Origin of the sequence: Demequina litoralis (assembly GCF_030418455.1) — a bacterium.
In the GTDB taxonomy this organism is placed as follows: Bacteria; Actinomycetota; Actinomycetes; order Actinomycetales; family Demequinaceae; genus Demequina; species Demequina litoralis.
Genome location: NZ_JAUHPW010000009.1, coordinates 14,824 through 39,771 on the forward strand (window position 1 = coordinate 14,824; position 24,948 = coordinate 39,771).

The window sequence follows — 24,948 nt, forward strand, 5'->3', positions numbered from 1 at the left end:
TGCCACTCGGATCACCTCCGAATAACTTTCGTCTTGAAAGCAATGTAGGCACACCCACGCGAGGAGTCAAGCGCACAGGCGCCTTTGACAGCCACAATTGCTATCGTTTCGGTAACAAATTGACGCCTGTGGAGCACGTGGCTCGGTCGGCCGGCGCGTGCTCCGATCACTGGCATGCAGTGCAGCGCAGGGCTCGCCTCACACGCCGCCGCCGCGCGCTTCCGCACCGAAACCCGCAAGATGGCAGGTATGACGCCCGCACAAGGTGAGGCCCGCGTGGCCGGTCGCAGGGAGATCCTGCTCGTCATGGTCGGCCTGATGACCGCCATGCTCCTCTCGGCTCTCGACCAGACGATCTTCTCCACGGCCCTGCCGACGATCGTCGGCGAGCTCGACGGCGTCGACCACATGCTGTGGGTGACCACCGCGTACATCCTCGCGGCCACCGTGATGATGCCCGTGTACGGCAAGCTGGGCGACCTCATCGGCCGCAAGTCGCTGTTCATCGGGGCGATCGCGGTGTTCATCGTCGGATCGGTCGTGGGTGCGCTCGCGACGGCGATGCCCGAGCTCATCCTCGGCCGCGCGATCCAGGGCCTCGGCGGCGGCGGGCTCATGATCCTGTCGCAGGCGGTCATCGCGGATATCGTGCCCGCGCGCGAACGCGCGAAGTACATGGGGCTGATGGGAGCGGCGTTCGCAGTCTCGTCCGTCATCGGCCCGCTGCTGGGCGGCTGGTTCACCGACGGGCCGGGCTGGCAGTGGTGCCTGTGGATCAACGTCCCGCTCGGAGCGGTCGCGATCGTGTCGGTGATGTTCTTCCTCCACCCCAACCCCCAGGACCGCGGGCGCCCCACCCTCGACGTCGCCGGCATGGTGCTGCTGGCGATCGCCGCATCGTCCCTGGTGCTGTTCACCTCGTGGGGCGGTGGGCACTACGAGTGGACCGACCCGCTCATCATCGGGCTGATCGCGCTGACCGTGGTCGCCGGTCTCGTGTTCGTGCTGGTCGAGCGGCGCGCGAAGGAGCCGGTGATGCCGCTCCTGCTGTTCGGGCGGCGCAACTTCAACCTCACCACCGCCGCGGGGCTCATGATCGGCGTGGCGATGTTCGGCACGCTCGCGTACATGCCGACCTACCTGCAGATGGTCGGGCAGGTCGGCGCCACCGAGGCGGGGCTGCTGATGATCCCGATGATGGGCGCGATGCTGCCCACCTCGATCATCGTCGGCAACACCGTGTCACGGACGGGGCGCTACAAGATCTACCCGATCGTCGGCGCCGCGATCGTGACGGTGGGGCTGTTCCTGCTGTCGACGATGACTCCCGACCACGGGCTGTGGCTGACCTGCCTGTACCTCGCGGTGTTCGGCATGGGGCTCGGCATGATGATGCAGACGCTCGTGCTGATCGTGCAGAACACGTTCCCCATCACGATGGTCGGCACGGCGACCGCGGCGAACAACTTCTTCCGCCAGATCGGCGCCTCGCTCGGAGCCGCCGTGGTGGGATCGATCTTCACCAACAACCTCATCGACCTGCTCACCGAGCGCATCCCGCCCGACGTCGCGGCGGGCGGCATCGAGGGCGCCAACAGCATCACGCCCGAGATCGTGGGGACGCTCCCCCAGGCCGCGCAGGACGTCATCATCGGCTCGTACAACGACGCCCTGACTCCCGTGTTCCTGTCCATCGTGCCGCTCACGCTCGTCGCGCTGGTGCTGCTGCTCTTCGTCAAGGAGGTGCCGCTACGGACCTCGGTGAGCGAGGACGCGGTCCCCGAGTCGTACGAGGTCGACGGCGCCTCCGCCGCCTACCTGGAGCGGCATGAGGACGATGCGGCGGCCGAGGGCGAGGAGCCCGCGCGGGCGTAGGCGGCCGTCCGCTGGTGGCGTGGCGAAGACTCGGAGTCGACTCACCAGGGGCGTATGGCCTGCGGCCGAAGCCTGTTCAACCCACTTCGCCACGGATCCAACGTGTTCACGGAGGCGTGGGTCGCGGGCACCATCGTCGACGGCGACCACATGGCCGACTGTCCGCTTGGTGGGATCACGCCCACTTGACCCTCGCGAGCCGAGCCGCGCATTCCAGGGTCGCGCTCGTCACGCGGGCCCTGCACGTGTCTACTCGTGTTCAGGCAGCCGCGGCGCCGACACACCAGGGTCACGGCCGATGAGCGCTGCGCGGGTGACGGAGGCGGAGCCGAATCGATCGCGGACCGCGTCGAGGGCGGTGTCAAGCGCGCTGTCGATACGCGCCCCGTCGTTCCAGTCGATCGGAAGCTCAAGCTGAACCGTGCCGGCGCTGGCCAGCTGCGCGAGCGAGACGCCTATGAGGGTGACGCCCCGGTCGGAGATGTCGGGGCCCGCCGCAGCGAGCAATCGTTGGGCGACGCCGAGCAATACCTCGGTGCGGTCGGTGGGCGCGGCGAGCGTGTGCGATCGCGTCGCCTTCGTGAAGTCGCCGTAGCGAAGCCTCAGGACCACGGTGGCGCACGACGACCCACGATCGCGCAGGCGCTTCGCGAGGCCGTCGACGATCTGGGTGAGGATCAGCTCGAGCTCACCACCCGTGTACGACCGATTGCCAAGCGCGCGCTGCGACCCGATGGATCCGTGGCGTTTGGTCGTCTCGACCGGCCGCGGGTCCCGGAGCCGGGCCAGCGCGTGCAGATGCGCACCGGCCGCCTTCCCGAGCCACTGCTCGGCGGTCGCCGCTTCGAGCTCGGCCAACTGCCCGACCGTGTAGACGCCGTTGCTGTGCAACTTCTCCGCGGTCACCGCGCCGACTCCCCAGAGCCGTTCGACTGGAAGTGGATGAAGGAAAGCCTCCTCGCGGTCCGGCCTCACCACGAGGAGCCCGTCGGGCTTGCCGACCGCGCTCGCCACCTTCGCGAGGAACTTGGTTCTCGCGACGCCCACCGAGATCGGGAGCCCGACTTCGGCACGCACGCGCTCCCGCAGGCGCACGGCGATCTCCTCGGGAGTCCCGGCAAGGCGGCGAAGCCCCCCAACCTCCAGGAATGCCTCGTCGATCGAGACACCCTCCACGTACGGAGTCGTGTCGTGGAAGATCGCGAACACCGCACGGCTCGCCGCCGAGTAGTCCTCCATCCGGGGAGGGACGACGATGGCGTCGGGACAGAGCGCACGCGCACGCTGCACCCCCATCGCAGTGCGCACGCCCCGCGCTTTCGCCTCATAGCTCGCGGCCACCACCACGCCGCCGCCGACGATCACAGGCCGTCCGCGCAGCGCCGAATTGTCGCGTTGCTCGACCGAGGCGTAGAACGCGTCGAGGTCGGCGTGGAGCACCGTCGCTTCGTCGCGCATCCCACACCTCCCGTCACACACGCTCTTCCCGGAATGGTCTCACCGGCGCCCGACACCGTATGGGTGTGCCCCCGAGTTGGTCGACGTCAATCAACACCGGGGCAGACCCGATCGAGGACGGGCCGCTATCTGACGATGACCTCGTTGACCCGAGTGCCAGGTTCGGCCTCATGCAGTTGGAGGTATGCCTTCGCGATGGCCACGGAGCTGAGTTGCGGCAGACCTCCGTCCACTGTCCCGTCGATCGTGACGATCGCCGCATGCACGGGCGAGTCCACGAGCTGGACCGACAGCGCCTGCACATACGCACGTAGCGCCGCCTTGCCCACCGAGAGGGATGCAAAGCTAGGCGACGGCCTCGTCGCGAGCGCGCCGCCCGTGAAGAGCAGGCTCTGCCGCTCGCCCTCGAACGAGGGCAACACGGTCTCTGCGGCCACCTTTGCGCCGAGCACGTCGACGGCCATCGCCGTGACCCACCCGCCGTCATCTCCGTCGGTCGGCGAATCGCGGCGGAGCAAGGCGGCGTTGTACACCAGCGATGCAGGCGCACCAAGGTCAGCGATCGCATCGGTGATCGCGACGCGCAAATTGCCGGGCTCGCTCGCGTCCGCCTGGTAGGCAAGCGCAGGCATTCCATAGGAGACGAGGTCGCCCACGAGCGCCTGAACTCGTTCCTTGCGCCGCGCGATCAGGGCGACAGGGTGCCCCGCCTGCGCGAACACGCGCGCGATCGCCAGGCCCAGTCCGGGACCTGCTCCGACCACGATCACCGCACCTTTGGCCACTGCTTCTCCCTTGTCGACGCGCGTCTCGCGCTGAGCTTGCCGGCTCGTCACCAACGGTTCCGCCCGGGCTCCAGGCGATCCGGTGGCCGGCGAGGGATCGTGGCCGCGCCTGCCGGTCGACGCAAGACTCACAGCATTCCGCCGCTGCGGCAGCGACGCCGCTCCGGCGTTCAGACTACGCGGCTGCACGTCCCCGACCCCGACGGACCTGCCCGCCGGACGCCGGATCCGCCCATGAGGCCCACCGCAGTGCCGGACATCCCCGAAGGCGCATAGCCCCGAAGCCCGCCTCGAGCGGGCCGCGCAGCATGCAGGCACATCGTCGCGCGGCACCCATCGCGCACAGACTCGCCGATCGACAACGCGAATTGCCCCCTGACACGGCTCGATCGCCGCGCTAGAGGCCACCCCAGTCGTTCCATGCCAGCTATACCGCCCCGACCAGCCACTCCCCACGAGAACCGAGTGCATGAACTACCGCATACCGAGTGCACGCCGTCGGTGGCGAAGACTCGGAATTGACTGACCAGGGGGTATGCCCTGCCGCGGGAGTCCCCAGTCCATGGCGGTTCTGCATACAGTCCATCGCGAACGACCCCACCCCTGCGACAGCTGCATCTCACAGCAACGATGCAGGCCGCGACGTCGAGCGCCATGCAGGCCGGCTCAGGCCGACGGCGGAGCGGTGCCACCCTCCAGCATGTCTCGGTAGCCCTCCCGATAACTCGGATAGCGCAGGTCACCGAGAAGTCGGCGGAGCGCTGCACCGTCGAAGACGTTGCCGGCTCGCCCCGGACCCTCGCTCTCCGGGGGCGGCTCCGCCCCGACGAGCTCGCTGATGTAGTCAGTGACGTCGCCGAGCCTCGCCGGCGCGGCGTCCACAGCGTGCAGCACGCGCGGCGGATCAGCACTGCGCAGGAGCGCGTGCAAGGCGCGCACGAGATCGGTCTCGTGGATCCGGTTCGTGCGCGCAGCCGAAGTGATCGGGCGGCGCTTCCTCACCGTCCGCACCAGGAAGTCACGACCCGGTCCATAGATCCCGGCGGGCCGGACGATGAGCGCGTCGAAGAGCTCCGCAGCCGCGAGCTCACCGTCCCGGAGTGCCTGCGCGCGCGCCGTCGCAGGTCTCGGGACGTCGTGCTCCGTGATGGGCTGAGGGCCGTCCCAGCCCTCGAACACCCCGGTGGACGAGACAAAGACGGTCCGTGCGGGGACCTGGTCGAGCGCATCGCGGATGCGTCGAAGCACGGGCCGATAGCCCGCGGGGTCGACCGACGGCGGCAAGGTGACGACCATCGACTCGACCGGTGGCAGCGTTCGCGGCAGCGGCTTCGTCACGTCAGAGGCAATCGCGGTGACGTAGCTCGGCAGGGCGCGGGCGTGGCGCCGGATCGCGAAGACCGTCTCGCCTTCCCGCGCGAGCAGTTCAGCAAGCCGCAGTCCGAGCTTCCCGCATCCGACAAGCAGCGATCCGTGCGCGGGCTCGAGAGCCCGCCGTCGCCCCAGGGTCTGCTGTTGCGTCACATCGTTCACCACCCCAGACTGCCCGATGCCCCTGGATGCGGCCTCGCGATCACGCGGCTCTCGGGCCCGCACCTGCGCGCGTCTACGTGAGCGACGCAGCCCGCTCGTCCCACTGCCGCGCAAGGAACTCGATCTGGCGGCGCTGCTGGTACGGCCCGCCGCCCTCGTGCCCGTTGAACGGGTACTCGACGATCTCAACGTCCCCACCCCAGGCCTCGTACGCCGCGCGAACCGTCGCAGGCGGACAGGTGACATCGCGGAGCCCCACCGAGAACAACGCAGGAGCCGTGGCCCGGGCGGCGTGATGAACCGCGTCGACATAGGCAAGGGTCTCGAAGGTCTCCTCGACCCGCTCCCGATGGATCGCGAGGTAGCGCACGATCTCGTCGTACGGGTCGCCGACCGCGAGATCGACGGCGCGACGGAAGTCGCAAAGGAAGGGCACGTCGACAAGCGCGGCCGCGATGCCGTCGACGAGGCCCGCGGCGGCGATCGCGAGGCCACCTCCCTGGCTCCCGCCGGCGACCACGACGCGCGAGCGATCGACTCCGGGGAGGCTCGACGAGGCCTCGACGCACAGCGCGGCGTCCGTGATGAGCCGACGGTAGTAGTGGGTATCGAATCTGCGGATGCCGCGCGTCAGGTAGCCCGTGGCCGCGGGGCTTCCGGCATGGCCGCTACCCGAGGCATCCGAGGTGCCGCCGCCGCCTCCGCCGCCAGTGCCCTGGGCTCGCGTATCCATGACCACGTACGCATATCCGGCGTTCGCCCACATGAGCCGCTCGTGGGGCAGCCCGCGGCCGTCGGTGTAGCCGAGGAACTCGACGACCAACGGGAGGTCGTCCGACACGCCGTGTGGCCTCACGTACCAGGCCTTGATCGGGTCTCCACCGAAGCCGGCGAAGGTCATGTCCCACACATCGACGAGAGTGAGTCCAGCATCGACGGCCACCAGCGTGGCCTCGGCACCTCCGATAGTGCGCGCCTCATCGAGGGTCGCTAGCCACCGCTCGTCGAAGTCGTCAGGCGCTGGCACGAGATCCGGCGGGCGACCTGTCGGGTCGATCCGCGAAGTGTTGTCGGTCATCCATCCTCCTCGGGTCGGCGACGGCGTCCGACCCTATCCACGGGCGACGTGCCGCACCGCCACGCGGGACGCCCACCACCTCTGGAATGGCGGAGCGTCCCGCGCGCCTGCGCTGCGGTCAGGCGTTCTTGCCGGTGTCCTCGCGGTCGAACAGCAGCAACTCGGGAAGGCTGGTGGCGAAGTAGTCGGTGACACCGTCCTCACGCACAGCCGCCGGCGGCACGTACGCGGCGCGCGCCTCACCAAGAGTGCGAGGCGGATCGACGATCTCCCTTCCCGTCGCCTCGAGCGCGGCATCCCACGCATCGATGGCCTGGCCTTCGCCGCCCTCCCACGGGTGGAAGGAGCGGCTGGTAAGGATGGCGTATGCCTCCTCGCCGAAGCCCTCGGCGATGAGAAGACCGACGTACTCGATCGCGAAGTCATCGCGCGTGAGCACGAGCTCCTCGGACGGGCGCAGCGCGGCGAGCCGCTCACCGGCGGACCGGCCCACTCGCTTGGCGAGCTGATCCTGCTCGTAGCGCAGGCGCGCGTCGCCAGGAGCCAGGCGCACCGCCTCGTTGTAACGGGCCCACGCCACCGCATCGTCCCCGAGGACGTTGTAGGCCGCGAGGCCGGCGTTGCGGTACAGCACCGGGTCCGCCAGACCGAGCTCGATAGCCCGGTCCCAGTGCGCGGAGGCCTCACGACGACGCGAGCAGTCGTAGTAGAGCATCCCGAGCAGATGGTGAGCGACCGCATCGGTGGGATCCGCCGCGATCGCGCTCGCGAGCGCATCGAGCGCATCCAGCCCGGCGGGGAACGCCCACGCGCGGTCCTCGCGCTGCGCCGCCGATCGCGCCTCGGCGGCGCGCGTCGTGAACCCGGCCGACTCCAAGGTGTGGGCCGCGAGGTAGTAGGCGATCGGGCCGAAGTTGCCGGAGCCGCCGAGCGGCACGAGCGCCGCGGCCCGGTACATCTCGACCGAGGACTCGGTCTCCCCTGCCTTCGCCAGATCGAGAGCGACATCGACCAGCATCCCGGCGTCGTCGCCGAGCACGGAGCCAGCCAGGTACCGCAGCGTCGCGTCGAGGCGGTCCACGTCGAGGGCGTCGCGGAGCACAGCGTCGGCCTCGGCGATCATGCCGAGCCTGCGGAGCACGATGGCGCGGAGCGCTGGCCGGCGGGCGTCGTAGCCCGCCACCGAGTCGAGCGAGTCGAGCACGCGGAGCGCAGCACGGTTGCAGCCGCGCCGCGCAAGCGACCGCGCCAGCTCGATGCCGGCACCGGCGGACCAGGTGCCGTCCCACCCCGCCTTGCCGAACGCCTGCTCGGCGGCCTCGACGTTGCCGAGGCGCATCTCGATCAGGCCGGAGAGGTAGTAGGCCTCCGCATCGGTGGGGTTGGCGTTGCGGCGAGACAGACGTGCGATCGCGGCCTCGACGTGGGTGCGTGCCTCGTCGTAGCGGCCCGCCCGGTAGAGGCGATCGGCCATCGCGGTGTTGACCCGCGCGTCACCCGCATCGCGCAGGAGCGCCTCCTCCCAGTACGGCAGGGGCGATCGCGTCGGGTGGCGGTACTGGCTGAGGTGCAGTCCCGTGAGGTACAGCTCCTCGACGGAGTCGATCGCGTCCGGGGCGGGCGGCTCGTCGGCGACCCAGGGCTCCTCGTCGGAGACCTCGATCGGCGACCACGACACCAGCTCACGACCGGACTCGTCGCGCAGCTCGACCATGAACGAGCGGCCGGCTGCCTGCGGAACGCCGATCGTCGCCGGAACCGAGGGACGCATGTCGACCACGCGGTCCGCGACCACGACGTCGCCCTCGAGCACGCGGATGCGCGCGCCGTTGCGCGGCGACGTCACGGCGAAGGTGGCGACGAGGTCGTCACCGCGCTCGACGTTCACGGCCGCGTCCGGGGTCGCGGCATGGGCAGGACCCGTCGCCGGGATCGGGTACCAGTACTGCGAGAACACCTTGGTCTCGCCCGGCAGCAGCCACGCGAAGTCCGGCTGGTTATCGGTGTACACGCCCGCCATGAGCTCGACGTAGGGGCCGTCCCCATCGGTCAGCTGGTCGTCCCAGGCATGCCCGAACGGAGCGTTGCCCCAGGTCCACTGCTTCTTGCCGGGCGACACCCGACGCTCGGCCCAGTGGACGAAGCCCGCGCCCGCGGCGTGGTCGTAGCCGCCGAAGAAGTCCTCCTGCGAGTCGACGATCATGTACGAGGTCGGCACCGGGATGTTGCGGTAGTAGTCGATACGGTCCGCGCCGGGCTGCTCGGCCGCGAGCGCGGGATAGTCGACGTTGTAGTAGGGACGGTCCGCCTCGGGGAACGCGGTGAGCGCGCGCCGGGCATGGTCCGCGACGTAGCGCACGTCCTCAGGGAAGAAGGACTGGTAGTCGTCGTGCACGCGCGCGGCGACGTTGGACCACCACAGGAACGTCTGGCGCTCGCTCGTGCGGTTGTGCACCCGCACGACGAGCTCGACGATGCTGCTGTCCGCGTGGAGCCGGATGCCGTGCTGAGCCGACATGCGTGCGAACGGGTCGTGGTCGTAGCACCACACGGTCACCGAGCCGTCCTCGCCGTTCTCGATCGAGGTCTCCACCGGAAGGTACGTCGCCGGACGGTGGTGCTGAGGCCAGTTGAACTCGACGCCACCGCTGATCCAGGGCCCGGCAAGGCCCACGAGCGCCGGCTTGATGACGTTGTTGCGGTAGAAGAAGTCGTATCCCGTGGTCTTGTCGTAACCGATGTGGATGCGACCGCCGAGCTCGGGCAGGACCATCACGCGGACGAACGCGTTCTCGAGGTGCACCGCCTCCCACGCGTTGGTCTTCGGGGTGTCCTCGATCTTCTCGGTGAACGGGATCGGATAGACCTTGCCGCTCGAGCCCTGATAGACACGCTTGTCGAGGTACATCGGGTACTGGCTGGGCTTGCCCGGCTCGTAGGTCCGGATCGGGACGGGCTCGCTCCAGGCGATCGCCCGGCCGGCGTCCAGCTCGGCGCGGAGGTCCTCCGGCGCGTCGGGCAGTGAGATCTTCTCCGGACCCGCGGTCTCGAGCTCGAGCTCGGTCTCGGGTCGCACGTCTTCAGCGGTCACCGCTGCTCTCCTTAGGTTGCTGTGGACCGCATCGCTGCGGTGGTACGACGGCCTGCCCGCGCGACTGCTGTGGGGTCGAGCGAGATGCCGGTGAGGTGGGGGTGTCAGGCGCGGGATCGCCTGGGCGGTGGGACTACTCCTTCATGGCGCCGGTCGCCATCGACTGGATCAGCGACTTCTGCGTCAGGAGGAAGAAGATGATGAACGGGATCGCGACGATCACGGCGCCCGCGGCGAAGGTGGTGAAGTCGCTGTTCTTGTCGGACACGAAGCTCGTGAGGCCGAGCGCGAGCGTCTGCTGCTCCGGGCTTCTCAGGACGAGCTTGGGGAAGATGAAGTCCATCCATGGCGCCGCGAACGTGGTGATCGCGAGGAACAGGAGGATCGGCTTCGCGATCGGGAGCACGATGGTGACGTACGTCCGCAGGTGGGACGCGCCGTCGATCCGCGCCGCCTCGTCCAGGCCGCTGGGGATGGTGTCGAAGTAGCTCTTCACCAGCCAGATCGAGTACGGCAGGTTGCCCGCCAGGTAGACGAGCACCAGTCCCCAGAGCGTGTCCAGCGCGTTCATCCTGAGCAGGATCACGTAGATCGCGATCATGCCGACGAACGACGGGAAGATCTGGAGCACGAGGAGGCTCATCATGAGGGGGCGCTTGAGCGTGAACCGGAACCGCGAGAACACGTACCCGGCGAGAGAGGCGAATACCAGCGTGCCGAGCATGGTCGCGACCGCGATGATGAACGAGTTGAGGAACCACCGCGGGTACATCGTCTCGGTGAACAGGTACGTGAAGTGGTCCCAGGTGAAGCCGGCTCCGAACGGCACGTTCGACAGGCCGGCGATGGAGTTGCCCGGCGTGAACGCCGCGCTCAGGGTGTAGCTGATCGGCCAGATGACGACGATCGCGACCATCGTCAGCCCGATGTAGATCATGGTGCGCCCGAGGACGGACGCGAACCGCTTGCTGGGCATCACATTTCTCCCTTGAACGCCCGTGTGCGACGGAAGTTGAAGATCGCGAACGGCGCCATGACGAGGAAGATCATGACGGCGATGACGGCGCCGTAGTTGTACTTCATGAGGCCGACGGTGAGCTGGTAGATCCAGGACACGAGGATGTCCGTGCCGCCTGCGCCGGTCGTCGTGGTGTCGGCGACGTTGGGCCCGCCCTGGGTCAGGAAGAAGATCGCGCCGAAGTTGTTGAAATTCATCGCCAGCGACATGATGATCAGCGGCGCCGTTTGGTACAGCACCATCGGCAGGGTGATGTACCGGAAGCGCTGCCACTTCGAGGCACCGTCGATCTGCGCCGCCTCCTGGAGATCGGCGGGGATCGCGGTCATCGCTCCCATGGTGAGGAGCATGAAGTAGGGGAATCCGGCCCAGAGCGCGATCATCACGACGACGAACTTCGCGAGCCACGGGTCGGACAGCCACGGGACCGGCGAATCGATCAGCCCGATGTCCATGAGCAGCGTGTTGACCGCGCCGAACGCGCCGTTGAGCATGTTGCGCCACACGAGCATCGAGACGACCGCGGGGATCGCGTACGGCAGGATGAAGATCGCACGGTAGACCGGCTTGAACCGGATGTTGGCCTCGTGCAGCACGATGGCGAGGAGCATGCCGCCGATGTAGGTGGTCGCGACGGCGAGGATCGCCCACACGGTGGTCCAGACGAACACTCGGGTGAGCGCCGAGGTCCACGTCGCGTCGCCGCCGAACATGGTGACGAAGTTGTCGAACCCGACCCAGTCGACCGTGTTCGCCGGCGGCACGTGCTCCGGCGAGGAGTAGTTGGTGAAGGCGACCAGCGTCGAGAACACGAGCGGCACCACGACGAAGAACGCGATGAGCAGCACCGTCGGCGAGAGCCCGATCAGCGGGAAGCTCCTGTTCGCCACGGCGGAAGCCTGCGCGCGGAAGGAGCGGGGACGGTAGCGCGCACCGAGGCGCAGGTCCTGCATGGCGCTGCGCACCGAGATCACGTAGACGCCGACGAAGACGGCGATGATCGCGACGGCGATGACGCCGTCGATCATCATGAACGTGGAGTTGTCGCGATCCTTCGTGGGGAGCTCGGGATGCGGGCTTCCCAGCGTGACCAGGCCGACGATCCGGTGGAACAGGGACGGCAGGGTCACGATGAAGGCGACCTCGACGAGCGCGAAGAGCGCGCCCTTGATTCGCTGGTCCAGCACGGTCAGGTGCGCCAGCCCCATGAACGCGAGGGCGAGGCCGCGGACGCGGCCGTCGCTGGGCTCGCGCGTATTGCGGGGGTCTGGCTCGGGTCGATGCGTCTCTGCATCGGCCGGCTGGATGGTGACCGCCATGGGTTCTTCCTTCCGCTTGCCGCGGCGTCCCGGGATCGGCCGGGACGCCGCGGCGGTTGGCGCTCGGTGGAGCGTCAGCCGTTGTTGATGACGTCGGTCGCCGCGTCGAGCTCGGTCTTGACGTCGGCGCCGTCCCAGATGTTCTGCACCGCCGAGTCCATGGCCGTCCAGTACTGGGTCATCGCGGGGATCGCGGGGGTCGCGAAGCCGTAGGCAGCCTGCTGGATGAGGCCGTTCGTCGGCTCCGACTCCACGGTCATGTCGATCGACGGCACGGAACCCGTGATGTCGAACGCCAGCTGCTGCATGTCCGGGCTGGCGAGGAACGCCGCGAACGCCGCCGCCTCCTCCGGGTAGTCGCTGTACGCGGACACGAACATCGTGCGCGAGTTCACGAACGACCCGGTCGGCGTGTCGAAGCCCTCCCGTGCGGGAAGCGTGGCAACGCCATAGTTGAGGCCGGCCTCGTCGAACACCGGGATGTTCCACGAACCGGTCAGCTCCATGGCCGCCTGGCCACCCTGGAAGAGCGAGTCGACGGTCGCGGCGTCGAGGTCCGCCGCCGCGACGGGCAGGATGTCGCGCAGCGACTGGAACTCCTCGTAGCCCGCGATGGTGGCGGGGGTGTTGGTGTTGGGCGTCGCCGGGTCATCGCCGGCGGGACCGAACAGCAGGTTGTCGGGCGCGCTGAAGCCGAAGCCCGCGGAGTAGTACGCGCCGGGGTTGAGGACGAACCCGTACTTCCCGGGGTTCTCCTCGTTGAAGCCCTCCGCCCACGTCTTGAGCTCGTCCCAGGTCGTGGGCGGCTCGGTGACGAGGTCCTTGTTGTAGAACAGCGCGTAGGTGTCGACCGTGACGGGCACGCCGTAGATCTGGCCGTCGTACGTGACCGCCGCCTCGGCTCCGGGGACGATGTCGCCGAGTGCCGCGGTATCCGTGATGGGAAGGATGTGGCCACCCGTGACCATCTCGCCGGCCGCATTGCTCGGCGCGGCGAAGACGTCGGGGCCGACGCCGCCAGGGCCGTCGAGCGCGATCTGACCCGGAGCGTCACCCAGCTCGACGTTCTTGTACTCGATCGTGATGTTGGGGTGCTCCTCGCTGTACGCGGCGCCCGCCTGCTCGATGAAGTCCTTGCGGCCCTCGAGCGACTCCCACACGACCAGCGTGATCGGCTCGCCGGCGTCTGCGGCGTCCGACGAGCCCGAGGGTGCGGCGCCCGGGTCGCCGCCGGTCGAGCACGCGGCGAGGGAGAGGGCGAACACGGCGGTACCCGCGATCGCAATGGTCTTCCGGTTCATGCTGAACTCCGTTTCAGGTGGGGGAACCGAGGCGCCGACATTGGCGCCCGGCTTGTTTCACTGGTACTGCTTGAGTTCTCGTCGGGGCCGTTGCGGTCGGCCCCGACGAGCCCTCACTGCGGTGTGTGGTTCACCGCGAGCCTGTGGTGGCGGAATCGGGTCCCGAGAGGACCACACGTGCCACGCGAACCATGTCGACGGACTTCACCGCGATGCCCTCCGGCACGTCGCGCACCGTCGGGTCGACCCAGACACCGGTGGCCTCACGCCACGGCAGCAGCTGCAGGTCGATGGTCTCGCCGAGCACGCCGGTGACGTCGATGTCCCAGACGGGACCGTGCCAGAAGTGGTCGCTGACCACCTCGTCGTCGACCACCGCACGACCGACATCCCCCGTCCAGTCGATGCGCAGGAGCACGCGGTCCGCGTCTCCCGCCGTGGCGGGCAGGTCCACCGGCAGATGAGCCGCCCCCGAGAAGTCCGTCGGCGCGCTGAGCCTGTCCATGGGCCCACCGCTCACGATCGCGGGCGGGCGAGGAGCCTCGAGCGCCACCCCGCCCACGAGCCGGTGCGTCCCTGCGCCCTCGATGGCGAGATGCCACTGCTGCCAGGCCGACCCGCCCGTGACGACGCTCGCGGCGAGCGCGGAGCGCGCGGTGAGAGCGTCCACGCCTGGAAGGAGGAGGACATCCGCCTCGGAAGCCTCGGAGTGGAGGACGAGGTCACCGTCGAACGAGTAGAGCGGTGCGTCCGACACGACCAGCCGCTCCCGCCCGAAGACGTCGAGCTTGTAGAGCGCGTTCGCGGTGGCGTCATCGAGCACGAGGATCCTGGTGCCCGGGACGTCGACGATCGTATCGAGACCGGGCTTCGCCGCGAGCACGGCCACCGTGGTGGCATCCCGCTGCTCGGTGGAGACGGAGCCTGCGACCTCGACCTGCCCGTCGAACACGAACTCGACCGGCACGCCCGGGGCCGCCGACAGGACGAGCAGGTCCCGGCCGTCATCGAGGCCGATGCGGGTGACGACCTCGGCGGTCGCGGACCGCAGCGTCTGACCGCCGGCGAGGGGCAGCCTGAGCGGCCACACCATCGACACGCCGGCCGGGATGTCCATGGGCCGGCTCGGGACCTCGACGGTGGTGTCGGGGAACTCGATCGCGACCTGGACGCCAGCCTGGTCGGCGAGCGGCCGCTTGGCCGGCTGGTAGGTGGTCAGGAAGAGGTACCCGCGCTGCACGTTCGCGCGGACCGACCACCGCAGCTCGTCCGGGTCGTCGCTGCCGCCGCCCACGGTCGTCTGCATCGAGGCGACCGCCGCGCCGTCCTCCGCGAGCCACAGGTGCTGGCGCCGCAGGAGGTGGTGGTGGGGGCGGATCTGAGCGAACTCCCCGATCGGCGCGCCGAAGTCGTAGGTCCGGGTGGGGACGTCGTTCGGGTAGCCGGTGGCGTGCGACTCCTGCTCGGTCCCGTGCGCGCCCACGCGCTGCGTTCCGCCGGCGTACATGTAGTAGCCCTGCCAGATCGAGCCGCTGCCCACCTTGGCGAGCGCGAGGTTCGCGACGTCGTGCGGGGTCACGAGCGGGCGGCGGTGATAGGCGACGTGCATGCCGCCGCCGAGCTCGCAGGTCGCGAAAGGAAGCGCCGAGTCGTCCTTGAGCGGCACAGCGTCGGGGTCGAGGACGATGCCGTCGAGCGCCTCGCGCAGGTCCGCGCCCACCGAGAGGTCGTCGCGCACCTCGCTATACCGGAAGTGGAACGGCGCGAAGGCGGGCCACTCGGTGGCCGTGTCCTCCCAGAACCCGTCCGAGTACGCGCTGTAGAGCGGAAGGAGGGTCTCGGGGACCTGCGCGCCGCCCCAGCCGGTCGCGGTCCAGATCGGCACACGCAGGCCGAGCTCTTCGGCGATCGTGCGGAGCATCGCGAGGTGCTCCGGCTGGTCGTAGAGCTCGTTGTCCATCTGGGCGCCGATGACAGGACCGCCCTCAGCGTGGGTGAGGCCCGCGATCTGCTGGATGATCTGCGCGTACAGCGAGCGGGCCAGCTTCAGGTACTCGGGGTCGTTGGTGCGCGTCGCCAGGCCCCGCTCGACGAGCCAGTCCGGGAACCCGCCCAGGCGGGCCTCGCCGTGGCCCCAGGGACCCATGCGGACGATGACGTCGAGGCCGTGCGCGGCGGCCAGCTCGACGAAAGCGCGCAGGTCGCGGTTGCCCTCCCAGACGAACACGCCGGGCTCGGGCTCGTGGGCCTGCCAGAAGACGTAGGTGGCGACGGAGGTCAGACCACCGGCGGCGGCGTGGCCCAGCACCTCGGACCAGCGCTCACGGGCGATGCGCGAGAAGTGGATCTCACCGGTGATCGGGAACCACGGGGTGCCGGCGCGCTCGAGCCAGCGGCTCGTCACCTCGATGCGGTCGGTCGCTCCGGCCGGCTCGCCGAGCTGCAGGTGGCCGCGTCGCGGCTCCGGTCCTTCCGCGATGGCCACGGTCCGATCGGATCGCCGTGCCACCTCGTGAACGTCTTCGTTCGTCATCATGGTGACAGGCTAGGGAACCTTGACCATTCGGCGCGATGGGCGTTCTAATGCTCCACATGGACGAAACGCTTACCGTGCCGCCCGGCGCGCTGCGCGACGGATTCGAGGGCCAGCGCATGTTCGTCGTCCCGCGTCCCACGGTGCGGGCCGTGGCCTCGAAGCAGGTCACCGGGCGCCTCATGGTAACGGACGCAGGGATGTTCCCCAAGGCTGCCCACCACGGCCGCGTGCGCCCCGAGGGCAGCGGCGAACACATCGTCATGGTGTGCACCGGCGGCGGGGGCTGGTGCGAGACGACCCACGGCCGCTCGAAGGTCGACCGCGGCGACGCCGTGCTGATCCCGGCAGGTACGCCGCACGAGTACCACGCCGATGACGAGGCTCCATGGACACTTTGGTGGTTCCATGCCATCGGTCCGGACGCCGACGAGCTGCTCTCTGCCGCGCGCGCGGCGGCTGCGGGCGCGGTCTCGCACCTGCGCGATGCGGCCCCGGTCGCGAGCCTGATCTCGCAGATCATCGATGCGCTCGACTCGGGCACTCCGGGCGGGCACGTTCGCGCATCCGGTGCGGCATGGAACGCCTTGACGCACGTGATCGCCACTGGACGGCGTGCGCGTGGCCCGGCGCTGAGTCCGGTCGAGCGGGCGATCGACCATCTCCGCGCGACCACGCCGGACCGTACCTCCGTCGAGGCGCTTGCCTCGATGGTGGGTCTCAGCGCACCGCAGCTCACCGCGCTCTTCCGCCAGCACGTCGGGATGCCGCCGCTGCGCTACCAGAACAGCCTCCGGATGGCGCTCGCGCGCGAGCTGCTGGACAGCACGGATCTCACTGTCGCAGCCGTCGCGAGGGCGGCGGGCTTCTCGGACCCGCTGTACTTCTCGCGCAGCTTCTCCCGCGCGCACGGCGAGTCACCCTCGCAGTACCGCGAGCGCGGGCACTGAGCCACGGCCACCAGGCACCACAGGCGTGACGCGCGGGGTCCCCGGAGCGAGTCCGGAGACCCCGCGCGTGTTGGCGGCGCCGGCTCACGGGCCTCTGTTGCCGGCGCAGCAAGGTCAGTTGGACCCACCCCCTGCGCGGCACTCGCGCACGCCGTAGGCGCGTGCCTGGTCGGGCAGCGGCCTGCCCGGCTTCACGCAGCTCTCGGGCCCGGTCGAGCCGTCGCCCAGGTAGCCGGCGACCACGCCGTCGATCACGGCCCAGTCCCCGGAGAGACCATCGACCACGAAGGCGACGGTGAAGGTCGGCGACGTGACCGTGGCGGTCACCTCGCTGATCCGCGAGGTCGAGCTGGTCGGCACCACGGTCTCCGCGAGCACGGCGCCCGCCTCGTCCTTGAGCTGCATCATCAGCCGCCCGTTGACCCCGCTGTAGACGGCGGCACGGACGGTGTAGACACCCGGCGTCTCGGCGTGGAGCTCCTGCTCCATCGCGGCCGCGTAGTCCGAGTCGAGCCAGAAGACACCGCTGAACTGCCCCTCGTACGCCCCACCGAAGTACGAACGGTCCTGGCGGATGGCCGCACCCTCGGGGTCGCTGGTGAACGTCCAGCCCTCGGCGGTCGCCTCGCCGCCGGCGCCCGCGGCCTCGAAGCCGCCGTTGGCCACGGCGACCTCGACCGGCAGGACGATGCGCACGCCGGACGTGGTCTGGCTGTGCTCCACCACCAGCGGCTCGGAGACCGTGGACAGGTACCCGTCTGCCTCCGCGGAGACCGTGACCCCAGAGCCGGAAGGCACGCCGGTGATGACGAACGAGCCGTCCGCGCCGGTGGTGACCTCGTGGCCGTCCGCACTGACCGTAGCGCCCTCGATCGGCTCGTCGCCGGGTCCGAACACCTGTCCTGCCACGGAGCCGACATCAGGGATCAGCGCGATGGCCTGGACGACGGGCTTGCGAGCGACTCGAATCGCCAGCGACTCCGACACGTAGCCGTCCTGCACCACCGTCAGCTGGTACCTGCCCGCAGGAACCGCGGGGAAGGCGTAGGTGCCGTCCGCGCCCGCGAGGCGGACGTCGGAGAACCCGTCAGCGGTGAGCCTCAGCAGCGCGCCGGGCAGCACGTCGCCGCCCGTCGACTTCACGGTTCCCGAGACGGTACGCAGCGCCTGCCCGCCAGTCAGCTCGAGCCCGGCGGAGGTTCGCGCCCCGGCCGTGACGGAGACCGCCTGGACGGACGATGCCCCCAGGCCCGACTTCCCGGCGCTCACCGAGTGATCGCCGGGCTCGACGCCCGGGAGGTAGTAGTCGCCGTAGGCGTTGGTGACCACGGCACGGTCGCCGAGAGTGACCGTCGCGCCGGCGACGGGCTGGCCGATCGCGTCGACCACGCGGCCGCCCACAGTGCCCACCTGGCTCCCGCGCGTGTTCAGGCGGTACGCGTCGAGCACGGGGAGCGCGTGGCCCTCGAGGTCGAACAGCGTGGTGTTGTCGATCGCGTTGGTCTCGGCCCGGTCCGTCGCCTCGTTGTAGGCCCAGCCGGTCTGGCCGCCCGCGTAGAGCTGGATCGGATCCCAGTAGAGATCGCCGATGACCATGCCATGGGGCACGCCCTGCATCTCGCTGAACAGCTCGATCATGAAGTCGCGCTGCAGCTCAGGAGTGCTGCTGTCGGCATCGCCGTACGGGCCGTTGTCCATCAGCTGACCGACCTCGCCGGCGCCGTTGTCGGCCTGGTAGTTGAACCCGGTCTCCATGATCACCATGGGCTTGCCGAACTGCTGCGTGATGGTGGTGGCGAAGTCGGCGAACTGCGGTGCCGACTTGCCGGTCCAGTACGGGTAGAACGAGGTGCCGATGATGTCGTAGTCGACGCCCCGGGCCTCCGCGTTCGTGAAGTACGTCCGGTAGGTGGCGGTGTTGCCGCCATCGTCGAGGTGGATGATCACCTTCGCCTCGGGCGCCGCCTCGCGCACCGCCTCGGCGCCGGAGTTGTAGAACCGGGCGAGGTTGTCCCAGTTGCCGGTGGTGCCGTACGGGAACAGCATGCCGGACCGGGTCTCATTGCCGATCGCGACGTACTCGGGCGAGGTGCCCTGCGCGGCCAGCTGGTCGAGGAGGTCCTTGGTGTAGTCGTGCACCTGGCCTTCGAGGATGGTCACGGCATCCGCGTCGCTCGCGCCCTCGATGAGGGTCTGCCAGGCCGACGGGATCATCTGGATGCCGGGATTGGTCCAGTAGTCGCTGTAGTGGAACGAGAGCTGGATCTGCAGGCCCGCGGCTTTGGCGCGACGCGACAGGTCGAGCGCATCGGCGGCATCGACGTAGCCCTCGGGCACGTAGTACCCGTCGGAGCCGCGGCCCTTGCCCGGGTCGTTGTAGACGCGGATGCGGACGATGTTCCAGCCGCTGTCGGCAAGGATCTCCAGGGGGTCGCGCTCGACGCCGTCGGAGTCGAAGTAGCGGCCGCCGCTGTCCTCGGTGTAGGTGAGCGCCGAGATGTCACCGCCGATGAGCATCTCGTACGGGCCTTCGTCCTTCAGCAGGGCGAGATCGTCGATGACGACGGAGCCCTCGCCGGTGCCGGAGGTGCGGAGGCCAACCTCCAGCGTCCCGCTCGTGACGTGCACGCCCCGCAAGGTCGTCTTCTTCCACGAGTCCGCAGGGTCGTATGGGAAGTTGGTCCGCGGGATCGCGGTCATGGCGTCCGAGTCGCCGCCGCCGGAGGCGAACATGTAGGCCTCGTCGTAGGCGCCGTCGTTCTGGACCCAGGCTGTGAGGCGGTAGTAGCCATCCTCGAGCCCGGTCACGGTCTGCGACGTCTCCTGCGCGGCCGATCCGGCGTGCCGCACGGAGTGCACCGAGTCACCGCGGCCCGTCTCCACGAGGTCGCCGCCGATGTCCCAGGCGGCGCCGCCCTCCTCGAAACCGGGCTCGGCCAGGAAGGATTCGCCCGACTCATCGCCGCCGGCGTCGCTGCTGGCGGGCACCACCGTCACGTCGTCGAGATACCCCGCGAGCGTTGCGGACGTGAGCTCGGGGATCACGATCTGGATCTCAAGCAGTCCGTCTGCTGCCACGGGCACGTCGGTGACGACGATCTCGTCCCAGGTGAGCGAGCCGTCGATCTGGGTGGCGCCACCGCTAGCTATCTGCTCGGACTTCCCGTTGGCGACCAGAGCGCTGTCGCCGAGGCTCTCGTTGGCCCACACGAAGATCGACACGTCGTACGAGCCCTCGGCCGCCGTGACGGTCTGCGACAGCGTGGTCGAGTCGTTCCACTGGCCGAGCGCCTGGGAGTACTCCCCCGTGCGCGCCGCCGCGCTGGACACCCAGACCGTGTTCGTCATCGACCAGCCCGCCGCGATCCAGCTGTCCGCGTTGGTCCAGTCCTCGAAGCTGGCGTTCGGCACCGCGACCTCGTCGGCGGCGGCTACCGGCTGGGCGGCGAGCACGAGGACACCGAGGCCCAGCGTCGCGGCACTCAGGCCCGCCGCGGCGCGACGGAGGGATGTTGGGATCGACATCGATCTTCCTCTCTGTCGACGATGACAGCGGATGACGGTCTGGCCAGCGTGCACGGTTCCGGGGGGCACCGTGACGTGACGTGACGTGACGTGTCGAGCGTTCCTCGTCGAACGGGTTGGTTGCGTCCCGATGCTAGGAATCGCCCGGCGCCGCGCTCCAGACACGAATCGATGGCCTACCTGGACGAATCGAGGGTCGCGCCGCCCGAACGGCCAGAACGCACCGGGTTCTGCGTCGGTGGGCCAGGCGGGGCTCGAACCCGCGACCGATGGATTATGAGTCCACTGCTCTAACCGGCTGAGCTACTGGCCCGCAGCCCCCGAGGAGGCCGCCCGACAGTCTAGCGAGGCGCACGCACGACGAGCGCGCGCCCCCTCCCGACACCCCCTCTCCCACCGCCCCAGGGAATGCCTCGCCAACACTTCACCTTGTATCAAGGGTGACCGCGACCGCGGTCAGTGACGATTCGAAGTGGAGGAGTCATGAGCATGAGCGACCGTGCGAGCAACGCCGCCGAGGACCTCAAGGGCAAGGCCAAGGAGGGCGCCGGCAAGGCGACCGGCGACGAGCAGCTCGAGGCCGAGGGCAGGATCGACCAGCTCAAGGCCGGCGCCAAGGACAAGGTCGAGGACGCGAAGGACGCCGTCGCCTCGACGTTCAACGACGCCACCGACGACGACTGACGACCACCGCCGCGGGGGTTCGCGCCTCGAAGTGGTCACCGGACCCCTCCGGGATCCGGTACAGTATTCGAGCGCGATCCTCCGTAGCTCAATTGGCAGAGCAGCCGACTGTTAATCGGCAGGTTACTGGTTCGAGTCCAGTCGGGGGAGCCACCGGCCCGGTCCTCATCGAGGACCGGGCCTTCTGCATTCCCGGCGCCGTCAACGGGCCCGGCCCCGCTCCCCTACGTGCTCAGCCCGTACGATCCGGGCCCCTGCTCGCGCCTCGCCCGCTCGTCGGCGCGCGCGTCCAGCGCGTTCGCGACCGCGTTGCGGTAGAGCCGCAGCAGGCGCGCCAGCTCGCGCCGCTCGGCCCGGTTGACCCGCGGCTCGGCCGCGAGCCCCCACGCGAGCACCACCCCGCCGATGAACAGCACCATCGGGTCCGAGAACACCGCGGCGTACGCCAACGTGAGCGGCACCACGAGGACCAGCAGCGGCGAGCGCTCCCACCAGGGCCGCAGCAGCCCGGCCTCGCGCATGACGCGGCGGACGATGCGGCGGCCGCGCCTCACGAGGAGGTTCACCTCGAAGTCGCGCAGGTCGCGCACCGAGGGCACGTCGACATTGTCGAGCGCGGCGACCCTGCGTCGCGCCCGCTCCTCGACAGCGCGGTCCGCGTCCACCCTTCGGACGCTACCAGCGGTGCGCGCGGTCGCAACAGATCGGGACCGCGCCGGGACGATGCGCGGGCCCCGTCAGCCGCCGAGGACCACCGAGCCGTCGGCGGCGGGCGGCGAGAACGGGTTCATCGCGAGCTCCCACACGTGGCCGTCCGGGTCCGCCACATAGCCGCTGTAGCCGCCCCAGAACACCTGCTCGGGCGTCTTGAGCGGCGTCGCCCCGGCCTTGAGGGCCTCCTCGAAGACCGCGTCGACCTCCGCCTCGGTCGGGTAGTTCTGCGCGAGCGTCATCCCGCCGACCCCGAGGTCGGCGTCGGGACGCCCCTGGTCGGCCGCGAGCGCGCCGAGCCCGAACAGCGCGACCACCACCCCGTTGGCCTGGTAGAACACGATCCCCTCGTCCACCTGCGCGGGCGTCCAGCCCCACGCCTCGTAGAACGCGCGCGAACGCTCCAGGTCCGCGACTCCCAGCGTCACGTACGACACCCGTGGACCACCCATGACGACCTCCCCGGCTCTCCCACCGACACGGTACGCGCGGCCGCCGACAACGGCGCGGCGGGCCGCGCATCGTCCCAGCGCACGAGGCCCGGATGCCTCCCGCCGCTACAGCGTCGCGGCGTCCTGCTCCACCTTGGCATCGGAGACGCCCGAGCCCGCGATGATGCGGTGGCGCACCGCCCCGGACACGGCGTCGACCAGCACGGTCACCACGATGATGACGAACAGCAGGATTCCGATGAAGTCCCACTCGCGGTAGCGGAACGCCTGCGACAGCACCGATCCGATGCCGCCCGCGCCGATGATGCCGAGGATCGCGGACGCGCGGATGTTGATCTCGAAGCGGTACAGCCAGAACGCGAGCACCTCGGGCAGCACCTGCGACCAGTAGGTCCACCGCAGGATCGCGCTGCCCGGCGCCCCGGAGGCGCGTGCGGCCTCAACCGGGCCCGGGTCGATTCCCTCGAGCGCCTCGGCCGTGAGCTTGCCGAGCGTGCCGACGGCGCCGACGCCGAGCGCGAGGGCGCCCGCGTTGGGACCGAAGCCGAAGATCGGCAGCAGCAGGATGATCGCGAAGACCAGCTCCGGCAGCGTGCGGATCGCGTTGAGGATCACGCGGGTCACCTGGACCACGACCGGGTGCGAGACGTTGCGCGCCGCGAGGAAGCCCATGGGGATCGACAGCACCGCGCCGATCATCGTGCCGATCCACGCCATCGAGATGGACTCGAGCATGCCGCCGAGCGCCGCGCTCCAGTACTCGCTGTAGGGCTCGGAGAAGGGATTCTGCACGAGGCCCTTGAGCATGAGGGAGAAGTACCGCCCTCCCTCGGTGAAGATGTCCGGGAGCTTGCCCCAGTCGGCGTTGGAGAGGTATCCCCCGGCGACCACGAGGATCACGAGGACGATGGCGCCGATGGTGGCGCGAGCCTTGCCCGGCTCCTCCGGACGGACGGTGCGCGTCTCTGACGCGGTGGACGCGGTGCTCACACGAGCCTCCTGCGCAGGTACTGGGAGAGCTGGTCGATGAGCAGCACCACCACGAACATGCTGATGACGATGGCCGACACGTTCTCGAAGTTGAAGCGGGCGAACTGCACCTGGATGAGCTGGCCGATGCCGCCGCCGCCCGCGTAGCCGATGACCACGGACGAGCGGATGTTGAGCTCGAAGATGTACAGCGCGTACGAGAGGAAGTTCGGCAGGATCTGCGGCTGCACCGCCCACCGGGCGCGCGAGAAGGTCCCCGCGCCGGACGCGTCCGCGGCTTCGAGCGGGCCCGGGTCGACCGCGTCGATGGTCTCGGCCGTGAGCTTCGCGGCGATGCCGATGTTGAAGATGAACAGCGCGAGGATGCCCGCGAGGGAACCGACGCCGACGAGCGCGACGAAGATGAGCACGTACGCGACGTCCGGCAGCGAGCGCAGCACCGCGAGGAACCACTTGACCGCGCGGTACAGCGGCGTCGAGCGGTTCGTGACGCGCGACGCCATGTACGCGAACACCAGGCCCACCGCGACGCCGAAGAAGCTCGCCACGATCGCGATCGAGATGGTCTCGAGCCACGCGGTCCACGCGTTGCCCAGGTACGACCAGTTGGGGTGCAGGAACTGCTCGACCACCACCCAGCCGTTGGAGAAGTTCTCGAGCAGCGGGCCGAGGGTGAAGTCGACCTCCCACGCCGCCCAGGCGGTGATCGCCGCCACCGCGACCAGGCCCGCGATGAGGACGCGGCTGGGCCGGGGCTTGCGGGGACGCGCAGGCGCCGCGGGGGACGCGGCGACCGTCATGCGTGCCCCGGGAGGACGTCGTCCGCCGTGAGCGAGCGGCCGTAGATCTCCTCGAACACCGCATCGTCCGCCTCGGCGCCGGTGCCGTCGAAGACCACCTTGCCCGCGCGCATGCCGATGACGCGGTCGCCGAACTGGCGCGCGAGGTCGAGGAAGTGGAGGTTCACCATGGTGGTGATGTCCAGCTCGCGGTTGATGCGCTGGAGGTCCTTCATGACCATCTGCGCGGTGGGCGGGTCGAGAGACGCGACCGGCTCGTCCGCGAGCATCACCTTGGGGTCCTGCGCGAGCGCGCGAGCGATCGCGACGCGCTGCTGCTGGCCGCCGGAGAGCTGCGACGCGCGGGTCCACGCCTTCTCGACGATGCCGACGCGCTCGAGCGCCTGGAAGGCGCGCTCCTTCTCGTCCGCGGACCATGCGCCGATGAGCGAGCGGTACGCGGGGATCGCGTGCATCTGGCCCATCATCACGTTGTTCATGACGGACGTGCGCTTCACGAGGTTGAACGACTGGAAGATCATCCCGATGTCGGAACGCACGTCGCGCAGGCGGCGCTGGGAGGCGCCCGCCACCTCGACGCCATCGACCTTGAGGCTGCCCTCGGTCACGGGCACCAGGCCGTTGATGGTGCGGATGAGCGTCGACTTGCCGGCGCCGGACAGGCCCACGACGACCACGAACTGCCCGTCGGGGATGGTGAGGGAGACGTCATCGAGGCCGACCACCCCGTTGGGGTAGCGGACGGTGACGCCGTTGAGCTCGATCATGTGAATTGCCTACCAAAGAGGAGGCGCCGGCGGCCAGCCACGTGGCCGACCGCCGGCGCGATGTTCCGTACGAGACCT

18 protein-coding genes and 2 tRNA genes are annotated in these 24,948 nt (G+C 69.5%); 4 read left to right on the forward strand and 16 right to left on the reverse strand.

Annotated elements, in window-relative coordinates; translation table 11 throughout:
* Positions 1-276 precede the first annotated feature (276 nt).
* Complete coding sequence (locus QQX09_RS11330) at positions 277-1,875, forward strand: MDR family MFS transporter (RefSeq protein WP_367307560.1); 1,599 nt, start codon at positions 277-279, stop codon at positions 1,873-1,875.
* A gap of 249 nt (positions 1,876-2,124) precedes the next feature.
* Here QQX09_RS11330 and dinB read toward each other — a convergent pair whose 3' ends face one another.
* The 9 genes from dinB to QQX09_RS11375 all read right to left on the reverse strand — a co-directional run bounded on the left by dinB (position 2,125) and on the right by QQX09_RS11375 (position 15,994).
* Positions 2,125-3,333 carry a DNA polymerase IV gene (gene dinB / locus QQX09_RS11335; RefSeq protein ID WP_301134746.1) on the reverse strand — a complete coding sequence of 403 codons (1,209 nt, stop codon included), beginning with the start codon at positions 3,331-3,333 and terminating at the stop codon, positions 2,125-2,127.
* A 125-nt stretch (positions 3,334-3,458) separates the two neighbouring features.
* Positions 3,459-4,169 (reverse strand): SDR family NAD(P)-dependent oxidoreductase, encoded by a 711-nt coding sequence (locus QQX09_RS11340; protein ID WP_301134749.1) that lies wholly within the window; start codon positions 4,167-4,169, stop codon positions 3,459-3,461.
* 615 nt (positions 4,170-4,784) lie between these two features.
* Complete coding sequence (locus tag QQX09_RS11345) at positions 4,785-5,651, reverse strand: Rossmann-fold NAD(P)-binding domain-containing protein (RefSeq protein WP_301134752.1); 867 nt, start codon at positions 5,649-5,651, stop codon at positions 4,785-4,787.
* Positions 5,652-5,724: 73 nt separating this feature from the next.
* Positions 5,725-6,729 (reverse strand): acetylxylan esterase, encoded by a 1,005-nt coding sequence (locus QQX09_RS11350; protein ID WP_301134754.1) that lies wholly within the window; start codon positions 6,727-6,729, stop codon positions 5,725-5,727.
* Positions 6,730-6,847: 118 nt separating this feature from the next.
* Positions 6,848-9,820, reverse strand: a complete 2,973-nt coding sequence (locus QQX09_RS11355; protein WP_301134757.1) for a DUF5107 domain-containing protein — start codon at positions 9,818-9,820, stop codon at positions 6,848-6,850.
* A gap of 133 nt (positions 9,821-9,953) precedes the next feature.
* Positions 9,954-10,796: a sugar ABC transporter permease gene (locus QQX09_RS11360; RefSeq protein WP_301134760.1), complete on the reverse strand. Its 843-nt coding sequence runs from the start codon at positions 10,794-10,796 to the stop codon at positions 9,954-9,956.
* On the reverse strand, positions 10,796-12,157 hold the full coding sequence (locus tag QQX09_RS11365) for a carbohydrate ABC transporter permease (protein ID WP_301134763.1): 1,362 nt from the start codon (positions 12,155-12,157) through the stop codon (positions 10,796-10,798). Before QQX09_RS11365 ends, QQX09_RS11360 begins: the two co-directional genes overlap by 1 nt.
* A 74-nt stretch (positions 12,158-12,231) precedes the next feature.
* Positions 12,232-13,458, reverse strand: a complete 1,227-nt coding sequence (locus tag QQX09_RS11370; protein WP_301134766.1) for a sugar ABC transporter substrate-binding protein — start codon at positions 13,456-13,458, stop codon at positions 12,232-12,234.
* A gap of 130 nt (positions 13,459-13,588) precedes the next feature.
* Positions 13,589-15,994 carry a beta-galactosidase gene (locus QQX09_RS11375; protein ID WP_301134770.1) on the reverse strand — a complete coding sequence of 802 codons (2,406 nt, stop codon included), beginning with the start codon at positions 15,992-15,994 and terminating at the stop codon, positions 13,589-13,591.
* Between the two features lie 56 nt (positions 15,995-16,050).
* On the opposite strand from QQX09_RS11375, the gene QQX09_RS11380 reads away from it, so the two are divergent.
* On the forward strand, positions 16,051-16,941 hold the full coding sequence (locus tag QQX09_RS11380; RefSeq protein ID WP_301134772.1) for an AraC family transcriptional regulator: 891 nt from the start codon (positions 16,051-16,053) through the stop codon (positions 16,939-16,941).
* A gap of 114 nt (positions 16,942-17,055) precedes the next feature.
* Here the strand turns inward: QQX09_RS11380 and QQX09_RS11385 are convergent, their stop codons facing one another.
* Together QQX09_RS11385 and QQX09_RS11390 are read right to left on the reverse strand one after the other, a co-directional pair.
* On the reverse strand, positions 17,056-20,466 hold the full coding sequence (locus tag QQX09_RS11385; RefSeq protein ID WP_301134775.1) for a glycosyl hydrolase 53 family protein: 3,411 nt from the start codon (positions 20,464-20,466) through the stop codon (positions 17,056-17,058).
* A 239-nt stretch (positions 20,467-20,705) separates the two neighbouring features.
* Positions 20,706-20,779, reverse strand: a tRNA-Ile gene (locus QQX09_RS11390).
* A 176-nt stretch (positions 20,780-20,955) separates the two neighbouring features.
* Here QQX09_RS11390 and QQX09_RS11395 point away from each other — a divergent pair.
* Positions 20,956-21,150: a CsbD family protein gene (locus QQX09_RS11395; protein ID WP_367307561.1), complete on the forward strand. Its 195-nt coding sequence runs from the start codon at positions 20,956-20,958 to the stop codon at positions 21,148-21,150.
* A 77-nt stretch (positions 21,151-21,227) separates the two neighbouring features.
* Positions 21,228-21,303 (forward strand) — tRNA-Asn (locus QQX09_RS11400).
* Between the two features lie 71 nt (positions 21,304-21,374).
* Here the strand turns inward: QQX09_RS11400 and QQX09_RS11405 are convergent.
* From QQX09_RS11405 to phnC, 5 genes are all read right to left on the reverse strand, one after another.
* On the reverse strand, positions 21,375-21,815 hold the full coding sequence (locus QQX09_RS11405) for a hypothetical protein (RefSeq protein ID WP_301134777.1): 441 nt from the start codon (positions 21,813-21,815) through the stop codon (positions 21,375-21,377).
* Positions 21,816-21,887: 72 nt separating this feature from the next.
* Positions 21,888-22,313, reverse strand: a complete 426-nt coding sequence (locus QQX09_RS11410) for a VOC family protein (protein ID WP_301134778.1) — start codon at positions 22,311-22,313, stop codon at positions 21,888-21,890.
* Positions 22,314-22,418: 105 nt separating this feature from the next.
* Positions 22,419-23,303, reverse strand: a complete 885-nt coding sequence (gene phnE / locus QQX09_RS11415) for a phosphonate ABC transporter, permease protein PhnE (RefSeq protein ID WP_301134779.1) — start codon at positions 23,301-23,303, stop codon at positions 22,419-22,421.
* The gene (gene phnE / locus QQX09_RS11420; RefSeq protein ID WP_301134780.1) at positions 23,300-24,103 is read right to left on the reverse strand and encodes a phosphonate ABC transporter, permease protein PhnE; all 804 of its coding nucleotides are present in this window, start codon (positions 24,101-24,103) and stop codon (positions 23,300-23,302) included. The genes phnE (QQX09_RS11415) and phnE (QQX09_RS11420) overlap by 4 nt, the downstream gene beginning before the upstream one ends.
* A complete protein-coding gene (gene phnC, locus QQX09_RS11425; protein ID WP_301134783.1) occupies positions 24,100-24,870 on the reverse strand; it encodes a phosphonate ABC transporter ATP-binding protein in 771 nt (256 codons plus the stop codon). Before phnC ends, phnE (QQX09_RS11420) begins: the two co-directional genes overlap by 4 nt.
* Positions 24,871-24,948 lie beyond the last annotated feature (78 nt).

What these genes read in the sequence shown, in the direction of transcription:
- dinB (WP_301134746.1), bottom strand. Translation starts at nt 3,333, where the DNA reads ATGCGCGACGAAGCGACGGTGCTCCACGCCGACCTCGACGCGTTCTAC.
- QQX09_RS11350 (WP_301134754.1), bottom strand. Translation starts at nt 6,729, where the DNA reads ATGACCGACAACACTTCGCGGATCGACCCGACAGGTCGCCCGCCGGAT.
- QQX09_RS11360 (WP_301134760.1), bottom strand. Translation starts at nt 10,796, where the DNA reads ATGCCCAGCAAGCGGTTCGCGTCCGTCCTCGGGCGCACCATGATCTAC.
- QQX09_RS11365 (WP_301134763.1), bottom strand. Translation starts at nt 12,157, where the DNA reads ATGGCGGTCACCATCCAGCCGGCCGATGCAGAGACGCATCGACCCGAG.
- QQX09_RS11370 (WP_301134766.1), bottom strand. Translation starts at nt 13,458, where the DNA reads ATGAACCGGAAGACCATTGCGATCGCGGGTACCGCCGTGTTCGCCCTC.
- QQX09_RS11375 (WP_301134770.1), bottom strand. Translation starts at nt 15,994, where the DNA reads ATGATGACGAACGAAGACGTTCACGAGGTGGCACGGCGATCCGATCGG.
- QQX09_RS11380 (WP_301134772.1), top strand. Translation starts at nt 16,051, where the DNA reads ATGGACGAAACGCTTACCGTGCCGCCCGGCGCGCTGCGCGACGGATTC.
- QQX09_RS11385 (WP_301134775.1), bottom strand. Translation starts at nt 20,466, where the DNA reads ATGTCGATCCCAACATCCCTCCGTCGCGCCGCGGCGGGCCTGAGTGCC.
- QQX09_RS11395 (WP_367307561.1), top strand. Translation starts at nt 20,956, where the DNA reads ATGAGCGACCGTGCGAGCAACGCCGCCGAGGACCTCAAGGGCAAGGCC.
- QQX09_RS11410 (WP_301134778.1), bottom strand. Translation starts at nt 22,313, where the DNA reads ATGGGTGGTCCACGGGTGTCGTACGTGACGCTGGGAGTCGCGGACCTG.
- phnE (WP_301134780.1), bottom strand. Translation starts at nt 24,103, where the DNA reads ATGACGGTCGCCGCGTCCCCCGCGGCGCCTGCGCGTCCCCGCAAGCCC.
- phnC (WP_301134783.1), bottom strand. Translation starts at nt 24,870, where the DNA reads ATGATCGAGCTCAACGGCGTCACCGTCCGCTACCCCAACGGGGTGGTC.